The sequence below is a fragment of the Blautia massiliensis (ex Durand et al. 2017) genome (assembly GCF_001487165.1).
Lineage (GTDB): Bacteria > Bacillota > Clostridia > Lachnospirales > Lachnospiraceae > Blautia_A > Blautia_A fusiformis.
This window is the reverse complement of record NZ_LN913006.1, coordinates 2,679,284-2,697,812: the sequence shown is the minus strand read 5'-3', so window position 1 is coordinate 2,697,812 and position 18,529 is coordinate 2,679,284. Positions and strand designations below refer to the sequence as shown.

16 protein-coding genes and 1 riboswitch are annotated in these 18,529 nt (G+C 47.0%); all 16 genes read left to right on the top strand.

Translation table 11 applies throughout. The features are described 5' to 3' along the window. Positions 1 to 58 precede the first annotated feature (58 nt). Positions 59 to 328: a hypothetical protein gene (locus tag BN3261_RS13355; RefSeq protein WP_199874121.1), complete on the top strand. Its 270-nt coding sequence runs from the start codon at positions 59 to 61 to the stop codon at positions 326 to 328. Between the two features lie 6 nt (positions 329 to 334). After that, the gene (locus BN3261_RS17765; RefSeq protein ID WP_199874144.1) at positions 335 to 1,510 is read left to right on the top strand and encodes a SpaH/EbpB family LPXTG-anchored major pilin; all 1,176 of its coding nucleotides are present in this window, start codon (positions 335 to 337) and stop codon (positions 1,508 to 1,510) included. A 139-nt stretch (positions 1,511 to 1,649) separates the two neighbouring features. Continuing rightward, a complete protein-coding gene (locus tag BN3261_RS13345) occupies positions 1,650 to 2,510 on the top strand; it encodes a class C sortase (RefSeq protein ID WP_235812386.1) in 861 nt (286 codons plus the stop codon). A gap of 3 nt (positions 2,511 to 2,513) precedes the next feature. Continuing rightward, positions 2,514 to 3,431, top strand: coding sequence for a class C sortase (locus BN3261_RS13340; protein WP_059086502.1), 918 nt, complete (start codon positions 2,514 to 2,516; stop codon positions 3,429 to 3,431). Next, entirely contained in the window at positions 3,421 to 5,007 is a 1,587-nt protein-coding gene (locus tag BN3261_RS13335) for a pilin N-terminal domain-containing protein (protein WP_059086501.1), read from the top strand. Before BN3261_RS13340 ends, BN3261_RS13335 begins: the two co-directional genes overlap by 11 nt. A 187-nt stretch (positions 5,008 to 5,194) precedes the next feature. After that, positions 5,195 to 5,296, top strand: a riboswitch (SAM riboswitch). A gap of 86 nt (positions 5,297 to 5,382) precedes the next feature. Beyond that, on the top strand, positions 5,383 to 6,585 hold the full coding sequence (gene metK, locus BN3261_RS13325) for a methionine adenosyltransferase (protein WP_022427323.1): 1,203 nt from the start codon (positions 5,383 to 5,385) through the stop codon (positions 6,583 to 6,585). Positions 6,586 to 6,748: 163 nt separating this feature from the next. Next, entirely contained in the window at positions 6,749 to 7,906 is a 1,158-nt protein-coding gene (locus tag BN3261_RS13320) for a sensor histidine kinase (RefSeq protein WP_059086499.1), read from the top strand. After that, the gene (locus tag BN3261_RS13315) at positions 7,899 to 8,588 is read left to right on the top strand and encodes a response regulator transcription factor (protein WP_015526575.1); all 690 of its coding nucleotides are present in this window, start codon (positions 7,899 to 7,901) and stop codon (positions 8,586 to 8,588) included. Before BN3261_RS13320 ends, BN3261_RS13315 begins: the two co-directional genes overlap by 8 nt. A 100-nt stretch (positions 8,589 to 8,688) precedes the next feature. After that, a complete protein-coding gene (locus tag BN3261_RS13310; protein ID WP_059086951.1) occupies positions 8,689 to 9,225 on the top strand; it encodes a Uma2 family endonuclease in 537 nt (178 codons plus the stop codon). Positions 9,226 to 9,538: 313 nt separating this feature from the next. Further along, positions 9,539 to 10,978: an aminotransferase class I/II-fold pyridoxal phosphate-dependent enzyme gene (locus tag BN3261_RS13305; protein WP_059086498.1), complete on the top strand. Its 1,440-nt coding sequence runs from the start codon at positions 9,539 to 9,541 to the stop codon at positions 10,976 to 10,978. A gap of 76 nt (positions 10,979 to 11,054) precedes the next feature. Next, entirely contained in the window at positions 11,055 to 11,642 is a 588-nt protein-coding gene (locus BN3261_RS13300) for a nucleoside/nucleotide kinase family protein (RefSeq protein WP_021651241.1), read from the top strand. Positions 11,643 to 11,743: 101 nt separating this feature from the next. After that, positions 11,744 to 12,733: a DNA polymerase III subunit delta' gene (gene holB / locus BN3261_RS13295; protein WP_015526578.1), complete on the top strand. Its 990-nt coding sequence runs from the start codon at positions 11,744 to 11,746 to the stop codon at positions 12,731 to 12,733. A gap of 1 nt (position 12,734) precedes the next feature. Beyond that, positions 12,735 to 13,628, top strand: a complete 894-nt coding sequence (locus tag BN3261_RS13290; RefSeq protein WP_015526579.1) for a PSP1 domain-containing protein — start codon at positions 12,735 to 12,737, stop codon at positions 13,626 to 13,628. After that, positions 13,618 to 14,358, top strand: a complete 741-nt coding sequence (locus BN3261_RS13285; RefSeq protein WP_059086497.1) for a tRNA1(Val) (adenine(37)-N6)-methyltransferase — start codon at positions 13,618 to 13,620, stop codon at positions 14,356 to 14,358. The genes BN3261_RS13290 and BN3261_RS13285 overlap by 11 nt, the downstream gene beginning before the upstream one ends. Before the next feature lie 884 nt (positions 14,359 to 15,242). Further along, positions 15,243 to 16,106: a 16S rRNA (cytidine(1402)-2'-O)-methyltransferase gene (gene rsmI / locus BN3261_RS13280; protein WP_044962018.1), complete on the top strand. Its 864-nt coding sequence runs from the start codon at positions 15,243 to 15,245 to the stop codon at positions 16,104 to 16,106. 486 nt (positions 16,107 to 16,592) lie between these two features. Further along, positions 16,593 to 18,518 (top strand): DNA topoisomerase (ATP-hydrolyzing) subunit B, encoded by a 1,926-nt coding sequence (gyrB, locus tag BN3261_RS13275; protein WP_059086496.1) that lies wholly within the window; start codon positions 16,593 to 16,595, stop codon positions 18,516 to 18,518. Positions 18,519 to 18,529 lie beyond the last annotated feature (11 nt).

Genomic DNA, 18,529 nt, shown 5'->3' with positions numbered 1-18,529 from the left:
AATGGCCGATGAAGGGCAAGAAAAAGAAAAATTGCAGAGAAAGAAAGGAGCAAACCTTATGAAAAATTTATTTAAAAAGATTGGTGCATTATTAGTGGCAGCGATTATGGTACTGTCTATGTGCACAGCGGTATTTGCAGATGGAAATGCAAATGTTGAAATTAAACTTAAAAATTTTGACAATGCAGAAAAAGTTGAGTATATGCAGATCATTCAAAAGGATGAGAGCACAACTTCTGGTTGGGCATTTACGAATGGAGCAGGAGCATGCTTCATAGAAGCATTAGGAATGCAAGATTCCGCTGATGCACAGCAGGAAGTTATCTGAGGATTAATTAAGTTTCAAGATCCTAAAGTTGTTTTACCGACTGGTGTAACAGCAAAACAGGTAACAGCAGCAAATATTGACTTAGCATTAAGTAAAGTTGCAGCACTTACTGGATTCAAAGCATTAACAGATAAGACAAAAATTGAAGTAAGTGAAGCTGGTATTTATGCAATTAAAGCAGAAGAGGAAGGTTATACTTATAAAACAGCAACTGCTTATGTAGGATTTGGCGAGCCATATCCAGCGTTATCAGGTACAGAAGTAATTGCTAAAAAATCTTCAACATCTGTAGATAAAACAACAGAAGATGCCGATCATGTAGTAGCAATTGGAGATATTGTAACTTATAAAATCGAAGCATACGTACCTTTTATTGATGCAGCAAATGCAGAGAACAGAACATTTACAATCACTGATAAAATTACTGGTGCTGATTACTATTTAACAGGACCAAATGCTGTTAATAGTGTAACAATGGAAGGCAAAGATGGCCAGGTTGGTGAAATCGTAGTAAATGATAAAGGCAATGGATTTATTGTTGATTTAGGTGAATTAGTTGCAGATACAGCTAATCCGAATGCTGGAAAGAAAATTACAGTTACTTATACCGTAAAAGTAAATGAAACAACAGTAGAAAATAAAGCAGGTAGCCATGCAGCAGGTGTAGATTACGGCGGAAATAATGTTCCGGTTAAGTTATTTACTGGAGAATTAGTTCTGATGAAATATGGCGATGGTGATGTGAATAAGGCATTGGAAGGTGCTGAGTTTGTATTGTATAAAGATGGAGAAGAAGTACCGTTAACGTTCGTAAAGGAAGAAAAAACTGGAAAATATAAATATGCTCCAGATACAGAAGGTGCTGATTCAAAACTTGTGACAGATGCAAATGGTTATATTGACGTAGAAGGTTTAGATGTTGGTTCTTATCACTTTGAAGAAACAAAAGCACCAAAAGGATATTCTATTAATACAGATGGTAAGACACTTACACTTACTGTAGACGGAGAAGTTGCTACTGCTAAATTGTATAATGAAGGTGGTTTAAATGATACAAAACTCAACTCCCTTCCATCCACAGGTGGCATGGGAACATACCTCTTCACTATCATCGGTGTTGTAGTTATGGCTGGCGCTGCTGGTGCTTTCTTCATCAGCCGCAGAAAAGGATCTGAGGAGTAATCGTTTGATTGCCGGATCGATTCAATTCAAAAATTATTTATAAGCAACGACAAAGCAAGTATTAAAACAAGGTAGTAAAGCTTTTACCGCCCGGCCCCTTCGGGGGCCGGAATGGTAATACAACAGTATGGAGAAACCTATGAGAAAGAATAAGAAGAAAAATTATATTGGACTTGGTTTGCTGTTTCTGATAGGGTTGTCCATACTGCTGTATCCAATGGTCAGTGATGCCTGGAACCGGTACAGGGACAGCCTGCTGATCAGTAATTATAGCAGCAGTGTTTCTTCGGATGATAATTCGGAGAAGATTGACAGTATGTGGAAGGCAGCTCAGGAGTATAACGAACAGATCAAGCAGGAAAGTGTTCCGGATGCTTTTTCCGTGAGGGATGGCCAGACGGACAGTACATACGAGTCTCTTCTGAACCTGAATGGTGATGGAATGATGGGGTATGTGGAGATTCCTGTGATCGATGTGAGCATTCCAATCTATCATTACACGACAGATGAGTCTCTGGAGAAGGGTGCCGGTCATTTGTTCGGCAGCAGTCTTCCGGTTGGCGGCAAGAGTACCCATTGTATTTTGTCGGCACACAGAGGACTTCCAAGTGCGAAACTTTTTACAGATCTGAATCTTGTGGAAGAGGGAGATGTTTTTTACCTGCATGTGCTGGGTAAGACGCTTGCCTACGAGGTGGATCAGATTCTTACCGTTCTTCCGGAGCAGACAGAGTCTCTGGGTATCACGGATGGGGATGATCATGTAACGCTGGTTACGTGTACGCCTTATGCGGTGAATACGCACAGACTTCTGGTGAGGGGACACAGAGTTCCGATGAAGGCTGCGAAGGCGGTTCAGAAAGCAGAGAAGAAGGTTACCGGAATCACCAATCCGACGCTTCCGATGCTTGCTCTCTGTGTTGTGATCGGAATTGTGATCGCGGTGATCCTGGTTGCCGGTATCAATTCTGTTCAGAACAAAAAACGACGCAGGAAATAGTTTATGGCTAAAAAGAAAAAAAAGAAAAAGAGTAATGTTGTCCTGAACATCATTATTGCCCTGGTGTTTCTGGTGGGGGCGGGTGTGTTCCTTTATCCCACGATCAGTGATATGTGGAACCAGTATCGAAATGCCCAGCTGGTCAGTAAGTACGAGGAAGCGGTAACGGAGCTTTCGGACAATGACTATGACAGGCTGTGGAAAGAGGCGAAGGAGTATAATGCCGAGCATCCGGTGAATGCCATTGTAGATGCTTTTGAGGAAGAGGATACTTATGAGCTGAGTCATCCCTATGACAGGGTTCTGGATCCGAACGGTGACGGACTGATGGGCAGTATCGAGATCCCGAAGATCAAAGCGAAGCTGGCTATCTATCACGGACTGAGCAAGACCGTGCTGGAAAAGGGTGTGGGCCACGTGGAGGGTACCAGCCTTCCGATCGGAGGCAAGAGCACCCATGCGGTTCTGGCGGCGCATCGAGGTCTTCCGAATGCGAAGCTTTTTACAGATCTGGATCAGATGGAAAAGGGAGATATTTTTATCCTGCACATTCTTGGCAAGCATCTGGCCTACAAGGTGGATCAGATCAAGACGGTGCTTCCGGATGAGACCAGTGACCTGGATATTATCGAGGGTGAAGATCATGTGACTCTGATCACGTGTACCCCTTATGGAGTTAACACCCACAGGCTTCTTGTCCGGGGAGTGCGGACGAAATATGTGGTGGAAGATACAAAGAATGACGAAACGATACCGCAGAAGCTTGCTGTTGTGGATCCGAAGAGGGTTCTGGCCGGCGGCGCTGCAGTGCTTGTTGTTCTGATCCTGCTGATTTATCTGATCGTCCGTCATAGGGACAAAAAACGGAAAAAGAAGCAGCTTTCAGAAAGGAAAGAGGAGGCAGAGAGCGATGAAAAATAGAAGAAAGCAAGGGAAAATATTCCGGAGCCTTCTGGCTGTTCTGATGCTGACGGCTATGCTGGTCACAAGTGTTTTGCAGCCGGTTTTCGCCGGGGATTATGAAGCTGGAAAAACAGGTAATCTGACGTTGACGGTTCAGCAGGCGGATGAGGAGGGAAACCAGACTCCGCTGCCGGATGTAGGGCTGACGATCTACAAGGTTGGCAGTGTGAATTTTGATGGCAATGTGCATTTCGTGTTGGATGAGGCACTGGCTGCCGCAGCAATCGATTTTGATTCCATCACGACGGCTGATGGCTGGTATGAAGCGGCAGAGAAGCTGGCGGCTATGATCGTCAGCGGAAGCGTGGATGTGTGGGGTATGTCCAAGTCCTCTGATGCAGAGGGGAATATGACTTTCGCTGATCTGGCTGAGGGTATGTACCTGGTGGTGCAGACAGATGGAAACAGCAGTGTTATGGTTTCACCGATGCTGATCTCCGTTCCTTTTGCAGATCAGGAGCAGGGCTGGATGTACGATGTACAGGCTTATCCGAAGTCTGTAAGTAATCCGCCGAAGCATACACAGATCCAGGTTACGAAGAGGATCTATAATGTTGATGATAACGGGAATGTGATTCCTCTGGAAACGAAAGAGGATGTAACTTATAAGGTTGGCGTTTTTTCGGATCAGGAAGGTACGATCCCGTTCCGTGATGATTATTTACAGGATATCCATATCAATGGTGCTTCCAGTGGTACAGCTACATGGACGGATGTTCCGGATGGCACCTATTATGTATTTGAGCTGGATGAGGATGGAAAGCTTCTTCAGCAGAATACGGAGATCAAGGTGGATGATGAGAATCTTTACTACTACAATGTAACGAAGCCGAATGGTGAGAGTGAAGAGAAGTCCAATCAGGTTGTGATCGGTGGAGATAGTGGTGCTACTGAGGCAGCGGCTTATGTAAATAACTATTATACAAAGATTTCCGATATATTCAGCCGTAACGGATATATCAACATTAAGAAGAATGTGATGATCGATGGTGTTGCTTCTACTGTGGATGATACGTTCTATGCAGGTGTGTTCTCCACTGAGAGTAACGGTGAGCTGACGCTTGAGAAGGTAGTGACTCTGAAACAGAATGATAGTGTTCAGGTAATGTTGGATCTTCCAAAGGATCAGGAGATCAACAGTGTTACTTATACTGTTCTGGAGACGGATAAGGATGGAAATCCGGTTGATGATGATACCTTTAAGTATACAGTTACCGGTCAGGGTGAGGTTACACTGAATAATGATAACCGATATACTGTAACAAAGGAGATCACCAACAGTCTTTCTTCCGAGCCGACACCAATTCCGACTGCTACACCTGGAACAAATCATGGTGGAAATGATCGGATCACTCCGATCCCGAATAACGGTACAGCGGGCGGAACTGCTCCGAACGATACCAGTGGTACAGCAAGACGTTCTGTAAAGACCGGCGATGATACACCGATCGGCGTATGGGTTGGAATCCTTGCAGCAGCGATCATTGTTGGCGGTGGTGCAGCTTATGGAGTTAAGAGAAAGAAGAAAAAATAAATAATGGATCATTCTGAAGGATGATCGATGGAAGAACCGGGCGATGTGGATGCCCGGTTCTTTTTTTGAATATTTACGTATTGGGGATGAAAAAGCAGCGGGTGATATTTTTTATCGAAAATTGCTCTTGACATTTTGGTATGATAAGTATATTGTATGTGTTGCAGCAAATTTCATAAAAGATAGCCTTTTATTCAGAGTGGTGGAGATACAAAGGATCTGTGAAGCCACGGCAACCCCGGAGAATCCAGGAAGGTGCCAACCTGAGCGAGCAATCGAACAATAAGAGGATTGTTTACAGAATTTAAACAGTCCGGATTGTACGGGCTGTTTTTTATGTATATAACCATTGTTTTATTACAAAAGGAGAAGATCATGGAGAAAATTTTATTTACATCTGAATCTGTAACTGAGGGTCATCCTGACAAGGTCTGCGACTCTATTTCCGATGCGATCCTTGATGCTATGATGGCACAGGATCCGATGAGCCGTGTTGCATGTGAGACTGCTACTACAACAGGTCTTGTACTTGTTATGGGCGAGATCACAACCAAGGCTAATGTTGATATCCAGAAGATCGTTCGCGATACGATCCGTGAGATCGGATATGACAATGCGGATTATGGCTTTGATGCAGATACCTGTGCGGTTATCACATCACTTGACAAGCAGTCCACAGATATCGCTATGGGTGTTGACAAGGCTCTTGAGCAGAAAGAGGACGATATGAATGAGGACGAGCTGGATTCCATCGGTGCCGGTGACCAGGGTCTTCAGTTTGGTTATGCTTCCAATGAGACTGAGGAGTATATGCCATATGCCATCAACATGGCTCACAAGCTTGCTCAGCAGCTGACAAAGGTTCGTAAGGACGGCACTCTGAAATATTTAAGACCGGATGGAAAGACTCAGGTTACTGTTGAGTATGATGAGGCCGGCAAGCCGAAGAGAATCGATGCTGTTGTATGCTCTACACAGCATGATCCGGATGTTACTCAGGAGCAGATCCATGAGGATATTAAGAAGTATGTTTTTGATGCGATCATTCCGGCTGATATGGTTGATGCGGATACGAAGTATTTCATCAATCCGACAGGTCGTTTTGTTATCGGCGGACCTCACGGTGACAGTGGTCTGACAGGTCGTAAGATCATCGTTGATACCTACGGCGGAACAGGACGTCACGGCGGCGGTGCTTTTTCCGGTAAGGATTGCACAAAGGTTGACCGTTCTGCTGCTTATGCTGCACGTTATGTTGCAAAGAACATTGTTGCAGCCGGTCTTGCTGACAAGTGTGAGATCCAGCTTTCCTATGCGATCGGTGTTGCGCATCCGACTTCTGTCAGTGTGAATACCTTCGGAACAGGTAAGCTTTCTGAGACTAAGCTTGTTGAGATCGTTCGTGAGAATTTTGATCTTCGTCCGGCTGGTATCATCAAGATGCTTGACCTTCGCCGTCCGATCTACAAGCAGACTGCTGCTTATGGTCATTTCGGCCGTACAGATGTTGATCTTCCATGGGAGCATCTGGACAAGGTTGAGACTCTGAAGAAGTATCTTTGCAACAGCTACGAATAATCGTTTCAGAAGAATAAAGAGTGAAGCCCCCGGTAGTGCCAGTACCGGGGGCTTCTTGCATGGTGAGATGGGGTTTTTTATAGAAAATTTAGAGATAGGGAATATAGTTTATGTTATAATACGTGTATGTGAATGTGTGAATTTATAAAGGACGGAGATACAGATGAAGTTAAAAACACGTATTATTGTGGGCTTCGTTGCGATCATCCTGCTGCCGCTGCTTCTTTTTTCCGCAAGTCTGTACGGGTTCAGCCAGACGCAGGCGAAGCATGTGCAGGAGAGCAGCAGCCAGGCTTCGGATTCCAGCCAGATGGTCTATGATATTTCGCTGCCGCAGTCTTCCAGCAGCCAGGTGAAGCTGATGGCCAAGGATATGATCCTGACCGCAACGATCATCCTTGTTTTTACTGCGTTGTCCGTAGGGCTGTGGATCTATCGGAGCATTGCGGTTCCGCTGGTGAAGCTTAAGAAGGCTACCAAGAACATCAAGGAGGGGAATCTGGATTTTGTGCTGGAGGTTGAGGGGAATGATGAATTTTCCCAGCTTTGCCAGGATTTTGAGGAGATGCGTAAGCGTCTGAAGGAGTCCACGGAAGAGAAGATCCTGATGGATAAGGAGAATAAGGAGCTGATCAGCAATATTTCCCATGATCTGAAGACGCCGATCACTGCGGTGAAGGGTTATGTGGAGGGAATCATGGATGGTGTGGCGGATACGCCGGAGAAGATGGACCGGTATGTGCGTACCATTTATAATAAGACCAATGAGATGGATCATCTGATCAATGAGCTGACCTTTTATTCCAAGATCGATACCAACCGTATTCCGTATACGTTCAGCAAGCTGAATGTGGAGGATTATTTTTCGGATTGTGCGGAGGAGCTTGGGCTTGAGATGGAGACCAGGGGGATCGAGCTTGTGTATGCCAATTATGTGGAGAAGGGTGTGCAGGTTATTGCGGATGGTGAGCAGATCCGCCGTGTGATCCATAATATCGTGAGTAATGCCATTAAGTATATGGAGAAGCCAAGGGGGATCATCCAGCTTCGGGTGAAGGATGTGGGTGATTTTATCCAGGTGGAGATCGAGGATAACGGCAAGGGTATTGCCGCCAAGGATCTGCCGTATATTTTTGACCGTTTTTACCGTACCGATGTTTCCAGAAATTCTTCCAAGGGAGGAAGCGGTATTGGACTTTCCATCGTAAAGAAGATCATGGAGGATCATGGTGGAAAGGTCTGGGCCACAAGCCGGCTGGGGATCGGAACGATCATGTATTTTGTTCTCAGAAAATATCAGGAGGTACCGATGAATGAGTAGGATTTTGATCATAGAGGATGAGGAAGCGATCGCGGATCTGGAGAAGGATTATCTGGAGCTTTCGGGTTTTGAAGTGGAGATCGAGAACCGTGGTGATACGGGGCTTGTACGTGCTATGAAGGAGGAGTTTGATCTGATCATCCTGGATCTGATGCTTCCGGAGGTGGATGGCTTTGATATCTGCCGGCAGGTCCGTGAGGAGAAGAATACGCCGATCATTATGGTTTCGGCCAAGAAGGATGATATCGATAAGATCCGGGGACTGGGTCTTGGCGCGGATGATTATATGACCAAGCCGTTCAGCCCAAGTGAGCTGGTTGCACGTGTGAAGGCGCATATGGAGCGTTATAACCGGCTGGTTGGTTCCAATGTGCATAAGAATGATGTGATTGAGATCCGTGGTATTAAGATCGATAAGACGGCCAGGCGTGTGTGGGTCAATGGTGAGGAGACGACGTTTACTACCAAGGAGTTTGATCTTTTGACTTTTCTGGCTGAGAATCCGAACAGGGTTTTTACAAAGGAGGAGCTTTTCCGGGAGATTTGGGATATGGAGTCTGTGGGTGATATCGCTACGGTTACGGTGCATATCAAGAAGATCCGTGAAAAGATCGAGTTTAATACGGCCAAGCCTCAGTATATTGAGACGATCTGGGGTGTGGGGTACCGGTTTAAGGTGTGAGCCTGCGGGGAAGGCTTCGGATGGAGCTGTTGCAGGTGTATGAGTGCAGATCGGAATGATGGTGTATGATCTGTCGGGTGCTTTTGAGAGGAGTGGAGATATGCCGCTGTTGAGGGAAAGAATTTATACGATAGAGGATATTTATGCTTTGCCGGAGGGTGAAAGAGCGGAACTGATCGATGGACATATTTATTATATGGCGCCGCCGAATACGATGCATCAGAGGATTTCAAGTATTTTGTCCAGAAAGATAGGTAACTATATAGATTCTAACAAGGGCAAATGTGAGGTGTTTGCCGCACCGTTTGCGGTGTATCTGGATGAGAAGACGAATACTTATGTGGAACCGGATGTTTCTGTTATCTGTGATCCGGATAAGCTGGATGACAGGGGATGTAAGGGGGCTCCGGACTGGATCATCGAGATCGTTTCTCCGGCGAGCAGGCGTATGGATTATTATACCAAGCTGTTTAAATACAGGACTGCCGGTGTGAGAGAGTACTGGATCGTGGATCCTGTGAAGAAGCTGGTAGTGGTGTATGATTTTGAAAATGAGGATACGGAGCAGTATACATTTCAGGATTCGATCAAAGTGGGGATCTATGAGGAGCTGAGGATCGATTTTGCTGAGATGTGATAAAAATGGAGGGGAATATCGTCTGGTGATAGCCCCTCCTTGTTTTTTGACAAAAAAATAGAACGCCGTCGCAACGCCGTCCTTACAAAAACACAAAGTGTTTTTTGATTCTGAAATTATTATATGTGCGAGATGATATTTTGTCAACCTGTTTACTGCGAAAATTTACCACGGTATACATCCGACTTAGATGCAAAAATCTGAAATATGGATAATCGTCAGTGACAGAAAAATTCGTTTCAGGTATAATGAAACTAACTGTGATATTGATATGAGGAAAGTAACAGAGGTGGATTTTTTGAAAGGACGAACTATGGAAGACAGATTATACAAGAAACTGGAAGCGTACGGTAAGAGTGATTTTTATCCGTTTCATATGCCGGGGCATAAGAGGAATCCGCTGGCTGTGGATGGGGATTTTCCGGTGGAGAGGGATATTACGGAGATTGACGGGTTTGATAACCTGCATCATGCTGAGGATATTTTGAAAAGGGCCCAGGAGGATGTTGCACGGCTTTATGGTGTGCCGGAGAGTTTTTACAGTATTAATGGAAGCTCCGGGGCGATCCTGGCGGCGGTGTCTGCGGCTGTGGATAAGGGGGGACAGATCCTGGTGGCAAGGAACTGCCATAAGGCGGTTTACCATGCGATTTATCTGCGGGAGCTGAGTGCCACGTATATTTATCCACAAGAGGATCCGAAATTGGGGATAAACGGAGGGATTTCACCCGGCCGTGTGGAAATGTATCTGGCGGAAAATCCGGAGATCCAGGCGGTGCTGATCACTTCACCGACTTATGACGGCATCGTGTCGGATGTGGCTAGGATCGCGGAGATCGCGCATCGCTATGGTGTGCCGCTGATCGTGGATGAGGCTCACGGGGCGCATTTTCGGTTTTCGGATTATTTTCCGGTGTCTGCGGCGCAGCTTGGTGCGGATGTGGTGATCAACAGTGTGCATAAGACGCTGCCCTGTCTGACCCAAACGGGGGTGATCCACCTGTGCAGTGATCGTGTGAGCCAGGAAAAACTGAAGCGTTTTCTGGGAATCTATCAGAGCAGCAGTCCTTCTTATATTCTTATGAGCAGCATTGATGCGTGCATGGATAAGCTGGAGCGTGAGGGGGATGAGATGTTCCGTGTGTTTACGGAGAATCTGGAAAAAGCACGCAGGCGTCTTTCCGAGTGTAAGTATATCCGGCTGGTAACGCCGCAGGCCTGTGAGTGCCAGAGAGTTTTTGATTTTGACAGATCCAAGATATTGCTTTCTACTGTGAACAGTTCGCTGAACGGCCGGGAGCTGCACCAGATCCTCCGGAGGGAGTTTCATCTGGAAATGGAGATGGAGGCGGAGAATTATGTGCTGGCGCTGGCGGCTGTGGGTGATACGGCGGAGGGCTTTGAGCGGCTTTGTGATGCTATTGAAGAGATCGACCGCCGTGAATCGTTAAAATACAGAGAAGAGGCTGTGGAGAAGGAACCTTTGAAAAACGGAAAAATGAAGCAGATCATGCGGATCTCCCAGGCTATGGATGCGGAGAGTGAGCGGTGTCCGCTGGATGAGTGTATCGGACGTACGTCCGGGGAGTTTGCGTATCTTTATCCGCCGGGAATCCCGCTGATCGTTCCGGGTGAACAGATTTCTGGACATTTCGTAAAAAATGTGAGAAGATACCTGGAACAGGGCTTTGAGGTCCAGGGCCTGAGCGACCAGACCAGTGAGACGGTGTGTGTTGTGAGAAATGAGATGTGAGGTGCGTGGCAGCAGACGGCTCTGTGTATTACGGATCAGAGCGTGTATAGTAACGCATATGCAGCAGAGGAGACATATGGGAAAGATTTTTTACATTATGGGAAAAAGCTCTTCCGGTAAGGACAGTATTTACAGACAGCTGGAGGGGAATCAGGAGCTGGGGCTTAAGCGGCTTGTGATCTATACTACCCGTCCGATCCGGGATGGAGAGGAGAACGGAAGAGAATATTTTTTTGCAGATGAGAATAAACTGAAGGAGTTCCGAAGAAACGGGAAGCTGATCGAGGCGCGTACTTATCAGACGGTTTACGGGCCGTGGACATATTTTACTGCGGATGACGGGCAGGTGTCTGTGGGTAATGACAGCTATCTGGGGATCGGTACACTGGAGTCTTTTGTGAGGCTCCGGGAGTATTACGGCAATGAAGTGATGTGGCCTATTTATATAGAGGTGGAAGACGGAGAGCGTCTGGAGCGTGCGCTTGCCAGGGAGAAGACCCAGGAGGTGCCGAAGTACGAGGAGATGTGCAGGCGTTTTCTTGCAGACCAGAATGATTTTTCCGAGGAAAATATTCTTAAAGCAGGTATATGGAAGCGTTTTGAGAATCATAATCTGGATGAATGTGTGAAGGAGATCGTAAATTATATAAAATCTGTACAATAAGGAAAAATAGTTTTTTTTATACAGAAGATTATGTTATAATTAGTTGAAAGATGTCCGCCGGGTATAACGGAGGGCACAAAAGGCAGAAAGAGGTGATTCTTATGGCAGGATTTCATGACATCATCGGCCATGACGATATAATCAGGCATTTGAAGAATGCGATAGAGACAGGGAAGGTATCCCACTCTTATATTTTTACAGGGGAACCGGGATCCGGCAAGAAGCTTCTTGCGGGAACTTTTGCGGCAGCGCTGCAGTGTGAATCGGGAGAGTCTGAACCGTGTATGACTTGTGATTCCTGTAAGAAGGTGATCGGCAAGAATCATCCGGATATCATTACAGTAACTCATGAGAAACCTGGAAGCATCAGCATTGACGAGGTGCGTGACCAGGTTGTGCGTGATGTGGATATCAAGCCGTACTGCAGTCCGTATAAGATCTATATCATTCCGGATGCGGAGATGATGACGGTACAGGCGCAGAATGCCATTTTGAAAACTATCGAGGAACCGCCGGAATATGCGGTGATCATGCTGCTGACAAGCAATATCGACAGTCTTCTTCCTACGATCCGTTCCAGATGTGTGCGTCTGGATCTGAAGGTGGTGGATGACAGTCTTGTGAAGGAATATCTGATGGAGCATCTTCAGGTGCCGGATTATCAGGCTGAGATCGATGCGTCTTATGCGCAGGGCAGTATCGGCAAGGCGAAGGAGGCTGCGACTTCTCAGGAGTTTGCGGATATGACTGCCAATGCCCTGAAGATTTTGAAATATGCCAATTCCATGGAGGTTTATGAGCTGACAGAGGCGATCAAGACTTTGACTGCTGATAAGAATAATATCAATGATTATCTGGATATTTTCCAGTTCTGGTTCCGCGATGTTCTGATGTTTAAGGCAACAAGGGAAATTGACAACCTGGTTTTTAAACAGGAGATTAATTTTATCAGAGAGCAGGCCAGCGAGCGTTCTTATGAGAATATCGAAAAAATCCTTGAGGCACTGGAGAAGACGAAGGTGCGTCTCCGTGCCAATGTTAATCTCGAACTTGCCCTGGAGCTCCTGTTCCTGACAATTAGGGAGAAATAGAATGGAAAAGGTAGTTGGAGTCAGATTTCGTAACGTTGGTAAGATTTATTATTTTAATCCTAAGAATTATAAGGTGAAGGTCGGCGATCATGTGATCGTGGAGACTGCCCGTGGTGTGGAGTATGGCCGTGTTGTCCTGGAGCCGCGCAGCGTGAAGGAGGACGAGGTGGTCCATCCGCTGAAGGAGGTTCTCCGTGTTGCAACGAAGGAGGACGAGGACCATGAGGCTGAGAACCGCCAGAAGGAGAAAGAGGCTTTTAAGATCTGTAAGAAGAAGATCCGTGAGCATGAGCTTGATATGAAGCTGATCGATGCGGAGTATACCTTTGATAATAACAAGGTGCTGTTTTATTTTACAGCGGATGGCCGTATTGATTTCCGGCAGCTGGTTAAGGATCTGGCGTCTGTGTTTAAGACCAGGATTGAGCTTCGTCAGATCGGTGTCCGTGATGAGACGAAGATCCTTGGCGGTATTGGTATCTGTGGAAGGACGCTTTGCTGTCATACGTATCTTTCGGAGTTTGCGCCGGTTTCCATCAAGATGGCGAAGGAGCAGAATCTTTCTCTGAACCAGACGAAGATTTCTGGTGTCTGTGGTCGTCTGATGTGCTGTCTGAAGAATGAGCAGGAGACTTATGAGGAGCTGAACCGGAATCTTCCGGGTATCGGTGATATGGTAACGACGCCGCAGGGTGTTTCGGGTACGGTCCAGAGTGTGAATGTTCTCCGGCAGATGGTTAAGATCGTGGTTGAGGTGAATGACGAGAAGGAGATCCAGGAGTTTCCGGTCCGTGATCTGAGGTTCCGCCCTAAGAGAAAAAAGGGTAAGGGTGGTTCTGCTGACCACGAGGAGAAAGAGGTTAAAAAGGGAGATTCGAAGCCGAATGAGAAGTGATCTGGTTTATTGCGGTGAGCGTGTGGATGATCTTCAGAATGGGTTGTTTGTGATCCAGGATCCGAAGAAGTTTTGCTTTGGGATGGATGCGGTTCTGTTGTCTGGCTTTGCCCGGGTGAAGAGGGGTGAGGTTGCTCTGGATATGGGGACCGGTACGGGGATCATTCCGATCTTGCTTTCTGATCGTACGGATGGGGAGCATTTCACGGGGCTGGAGATTCAGCATGAGTGTGCGGAGATGGCTGACCGTAGTGTGAGGTATAATGGTCTTGAGGACAGGGTTCGGATCGTTGAGGGTGATATCAGGGAGGCTGCCGGGATTTTTGGGGCGGCTTCTTTTGATGTGGTGACGTGTAATCCGCCGTATATGATCGGGCAGCATGGGTTGACGAATCCGCATCTTCCGAAGGCGATCGCGAGGCATGAGATTTTGTGTTCGTTTGATGATGTGGCTTGTCAGGCTGCCCGGGTCCTGAAGGATCGGGGGCGGTTTTTTCTGGTGCACAGGCCGTTTCGGCTGGTGGAGCTGATGGCGACTTTGACGAAGTATAAGCTGGAGCCTAAGAGGATGCAGCTGGTGTATCCTTTTATTGATAAGGAGCCGAATATGGTGTTGATCGAGGCTTGTAAGGGTGGGAATTCCAGGATCCGGGTTGAGCGGCCGCTGGTGGTTTATGAGCGGCCTGGGGTTTATACGGAGGATGTTTTGGAGTTGTATCGGATGGTGTGAATGTTGTGAATGTTGTGATGTTGTGGCTTAGGGTGACTGCCTGGTTGGTTGTTTGGTTGTGAGAGATTGGGAGGCTGCTCGGGAGGTTTTGGGCCATCGGCGCTGCGCTGGATGGCTGGGAGGTAGTGGTGGCTGTGGTACTTCGGTTGGTGAAGGGACGGCGAGGGGAGGCAGGCTGCTGGTGGTGACACGCTGCGCCCCCTGCTCGGCTGCGGCGCCGGTTTGCTGCCATTCGCGCAAACTCGCTTCGCTCAAACAGTGCGCTCGGTGGCAGCAGCTATCCTCACCTCGCTGACGGGGGCTCCGCTAACGTCACCACCAGCAGCCTGCCTCCCCTCGCCTGAGATCCAAAGCGAGAGATCGCAACGCGTAGTGCGCTGAGTACCGAAGAATACAGACACCTTGCCGGAAGTGAACCACAGAGAAAGTGAAGAAATGAAATAATATCGGCATAGCATGGCGCGCTGAGTATCGAAGAATACAGACACCTTGCCAGAAGAGATCCACAGAGAAAGTGAAGAAATAAAACAACATCGGCACAGCGTAGTGCGCTGAGTACCGAAGAATACAGACACCTTGCCAGAAGAGAACCACAGAGAAAGTGAAGAAATAAAACAACATCGGCACAGCGTAGTGCGCTGAATACCGAAGCATACAGACACAAGTCAACAAATAAGAACAACGAATCCCTTGCACTACTTAAAAAAAGCCCAAGGGGTGTGCAGAGGGGGCGCGGCTTTGCGGCCCCTTTGCGGTTTTCAAAGTTCCCAAACTTAAACAAACCCCGCGGTCAAGCGGAATATCCCCCGCGGTCAAGCGAAACAACTCCCCCACGGCCAAGTGGAAAACAACTCCCCGCGGTCAAGCGAGAAAAGAGGCAAATTATGAAACAAAATGGAAAACTATACTTATGCGCCACCCCCATAGGAAACCTCGAAGACATCACCCTTCGAGTACTAAGAACCCTTCGGGAAGTGGACTTAATCGCTGCGGAGGATACCCGCAACAGCATAAAACTTCTGAATCATTTTGATATAAAAACCCCCATGACCAGCTACCACGAATACAATAAGATCGATAAGGGCCATGTCCTCGTGGAAAAGCTGCTGGCGGGTACAAACATTGCGTTGATCACAGATGCAGGTACTCCGGGTATCTCAGACCCCGGGGAGGAGCTTGCCGCCATGTGCTATGAAGCCGGAATTGAAGTGACTTCACTTCCGGGTCCTGCTGCCTGTATCACTGCTCTGACTTTGTCAGGCCTGCATACCAGGCGTTTTGCTTTCGAGGCTTTTCTTCCGGCGGATAAGAAAGAACGAAAAACGATCCTGGAGGAGCTTTCCTGTGAAACCAGGACTATTATCCTGTATGAGGCACCTCACAGGCTTGTACGGACTCTTGGTGAGCTCAGAGAGGCGCTTGGCAACCGCCGGATGACTCTTTGTAGAGAGCTGACCAAGAAGCATGAGACGGCATTCCGGACTACGATCGATGATCTGATGGATTTTTATAAAGATGAGAAGCCGCTGGGTGAGTGTGTTCTTGTGATCGAGGGCAGGAGCCGCAGTGAGATGGAGGCGGAGAAGCGTGCTTCCTGGGAGGAGATTTCCATTGCGGAGCATGTGGCGATGTATGAGCAGCAGGGGAATTCCAGGAAGGATGCCATGAAGCTTGCTGCCAAGGATCGTGGTGTTTCCAAGCGGGATATTTATAAGGCGCTTCTGGATGGAGAAGGTTCTGCTGAATGATCAGGTGTAATTGTGGTACGGATCGTAGGTAACGTGATCGTGGATGATTGAATAAGCTGCATACTGTGACCAAGGATTTTTGGGAACGTATGTGGCTTTTTTTATTGTGGTAATAAAAAGTACTGTGCGGATTTTGTCGAAATGATTTGCTTGCAGTATAGACCATATTGTGCTGTGTTTTGGGATTGCATTTAATAAGATACTTTTTTGACTGTATTTCCTATGATTTTGCGTGGAAATACAGGCTTTTTTGTGCTATAATAAACTCTGTATTCGTATGTAAAAAATATTTATTTTACAGGTATAAATGACACTTCCGGAGCGGGTTTGAGAATTGCTTTCTGCAAAATGAAAATACAGTATTTCCTGAAATTAACAGATCAGTTTATCTTGCTCAGGATTTGATGTAATGATTTCTGAAGCTGCTATGGTTCTGCAGAAATGAATTTTCAAACACGTCCGGACGACAAGAACAGGAGGAATGACATGGGCGCAGAGAATACAGAATACGGCGCGGATCAGATCCAGATCCTGGAAGGACTGGAAGCCGTACGTAAGAGGCCTGGAATGTATATCGGAAGTACCTCCAGCCGTGGACTTCATCATCTCGTATATGAGATCGTGGATAACGCAGTCGATGAAGCACTGGCTGGTTTTTGTACGGAGATCCATGTAGATATCAATCCGGATAATTCCATTACAGTTACAGATAATGGTCGTGGTATTCCGGTTGGTATCAATCATAAGGCTGGTATTCCGGCAGTTGAGGTTGTATTTACCATTCTTCACGCAGGCGGTAAGTTCGGCGGTGGAGGATATAAGGTTTCCGGTGGTCTTCACGGTGTTGGTGCATCTGTTGTAAATGCACTTTCCGAATGGCTGGAGGTTATCATCTACCGAGAGGGTAAGGAATACAAACAGAGATATGAGCGTGGCAAGACTATGTACCCGCTGAAGGTGGTAGGTGACTGTGATCCGGGGCTTTCAGGAACGAAGGTTTATTTCCTTCCGGACAAGGAGATCTTTGAGGAGACTGTTTATGATTATGATATCCTGAAACAGAGACTTCGTGAGATGGCTTTCCTGACTAAGGGTCTTCGTATCGTTCTGGAGGATAAGAGAGAGGGTCAGGAGCGCGAGAAGGTATTCCACTATGAGGGGGGTATCCGTGAGTTTGTAAGCTACCTGAACAGAAGCAAGGAGGCTCTTTACCCGGAGATCATTTACTGTGAGGGTGAGAAGGACGGCGTGTCTGTAGAGGTTGCGCTGCAGCATAATGACTCCTATACAGAGAACACCTATGGCTTTGTAAACAATATCAATACACCGGAGGGCGGTACACACATTACCGGTTTCCGTAATGCGATCACCAATACATTTAATGATTATGCACGTAAGAACAAGCTTCTCAAGGACAGTGAGCCGAACTTAAGCGGTGATGATATCCGTGAGGGCCTGACTGCGATCGTCAGTGTTAAGATCGAGAATCCGCAGTTTGAGGGTCAGACCAAGCAGAAGCTTGGAAACAGTGAGGCAAGAGGTGCGGTAGACAGTGTTGTAAGTAAACAGCTGGAGATTTTCCTGGAGCAGAATCCTGCAGTTGCCAAGGCTACCGTTGAGAAATCTGTTCTTGCACAGAGAGCCAGAGAGGCAGCCAGAAAGGCACGTGACCTTACAAGAAGAAAATCCGCACTGGACAGCATGTCACTTCCTGGAAAGCTTGCAGACTGTTCTGACAAGAATCCGGAGAACTGTGAGATCTATATCGTAGAGGGAGATTCCGCGGGCGGTTCTGCCAAGACAGCGAGAAACCGTGCCACACAGGCAATCCTTCCGCTGCGTGGTAAGATCCTGAATGTTGAGAAGGCACGTCTGGATAAGATTTACGGAAACAAAGAGATCAAGGCAATGATCACTGCCTTCGGAACCGGAATCCATGAGGATTTTGATATTTCCAAGCTTCGTTATCACAAGATCATCATTATGACCGATGCCGATGTTGACGGTGCGCATATCGCAACACTGCTTCTGACCTTCCTGTATCGTTTCATGCCGGAGCTGATCAAGCAGGGATATGTATACCTGGCGCAGCCTCCTCTCTATAAAGTGGAGAAGAACAAAAAGGTATGGTATGCATATGACGATGATGAGCTGAACAATATCCTTACCGAGATCGGACGTGACGGAAACAATAAGATCCAGCGTTATAAAGGTCTGGGTGAGATGGATGCCGAGCAGCTCTGGGAGACTACTATGGACCCTGAGAAGAGAATCCTTCTCCGTGTGACCATGGACGAAGCTGCCACATCTGAGATCGATCTGACATTTACCACTCTTATGGGAGACAAGGTAGAGCCAAGACGTGAATTTATCGAAGAAAATGCAAGATTCGTTAAGAATCTTGATATCTAGGAGAATAAAGA

Coding starts and splice junctions, on each gene's coding strand:
- BN3261_RS13355 (WP_199874121.1), top strand. CDS start 59: ATGAAAAATTTATTTAAAAAGATTGGTGCATTATTAGTGGCAGCGATT.
- BN3261_RS13345 (WP_235812386.1), top strand. CDS start 1,650: ATGAGAAAGAATAAGAAGAAAAATTATATTGGACTTGGTTTGCTGTTT.
- BN3261_RS13340 (WP_059086502.1), top strand. CDS start 2,514: ATGGCTAAAAAGAAAAAAAAGAAAAAGAGTAATGTTGTCCTGAACATC.
- BN3261_RS13335 (WP_059086501.1), top strand. CDS start 3,421: ATGAAAAATAGAAGAAAGCAAGGGAAAATATTCCGGAGCCTTCTGGCT.
- metK (WP_022427323.1), top strand. CDS start 5,383: ATGGAGAAAATTTTATTTACATCTGAATCTGTAACTGAGGGTCATCCT.
- BN3261_RS13320 (WP_059086499.1), top strand. CDS start 6,749: ATGAAGTTAAAAACACGTATTATTGTGGGCTTCGTTGCGATCATCCTG.
- BN3261_RS13315 (WP_015526575.1), top strand. CDS start 7,899: ATGAGTAGGATTTTGATCATAGAGGATGAGGAAGCGATCGCGGATCTG.
- BN3261_RS13310 (WP_059086951.1), top strand. CDS start 8,689: ATGCCGCTGTTGAGGGAAAGAATTTATACGATAGAGGATATTTATGCT.
- BN3261_RS13305 (WP_059086498.1), top strand. CDS start 9,539: ATGGAAGACAGATTATACAAGAAACTGGAAGCGTACGGTAAGAGTGAT.
- BN3261_RS13300 (WP_021651241.1), top strand. CDS start 11,055: ATGGGAAAGATTTTTTACATTATGGGAAAAAGCTCTTCCGGTAAGGAC.
- holB (WP_015526578.1), top strand. CDS start 11,744: ATGGCAGGATTTCATGACATCATCGGCCATGACGATATAATCAGGCAT.
- BN3261_RS13290 (WP_015526579.1), top strand. CDS start 12,735: ATGGAAAAGGTAGTTGGAGTCAGATTTCGTAACGTTGGTAAGATTTAT.
- BN3261_RS13285 (WP_059086497.1), top strand. CDS start 13,618: ATGAGAAGTGATCTGGTTTATTGCGGTGAGCGTGTGGATGATCTTCAG.
- rsmI (WP_044962018.1), top strand. CDS start 15,243: ATGAAACAAAATGGAAAACTATACTTATGCGCCACCCCCATAGGAAAC.
- gyrB (WP_059086496.1), top strand. CDS start 16,593: ATGGGCGCAGAGAATACAGAATACGGCGCGGATCAGATCCAGATCCTG.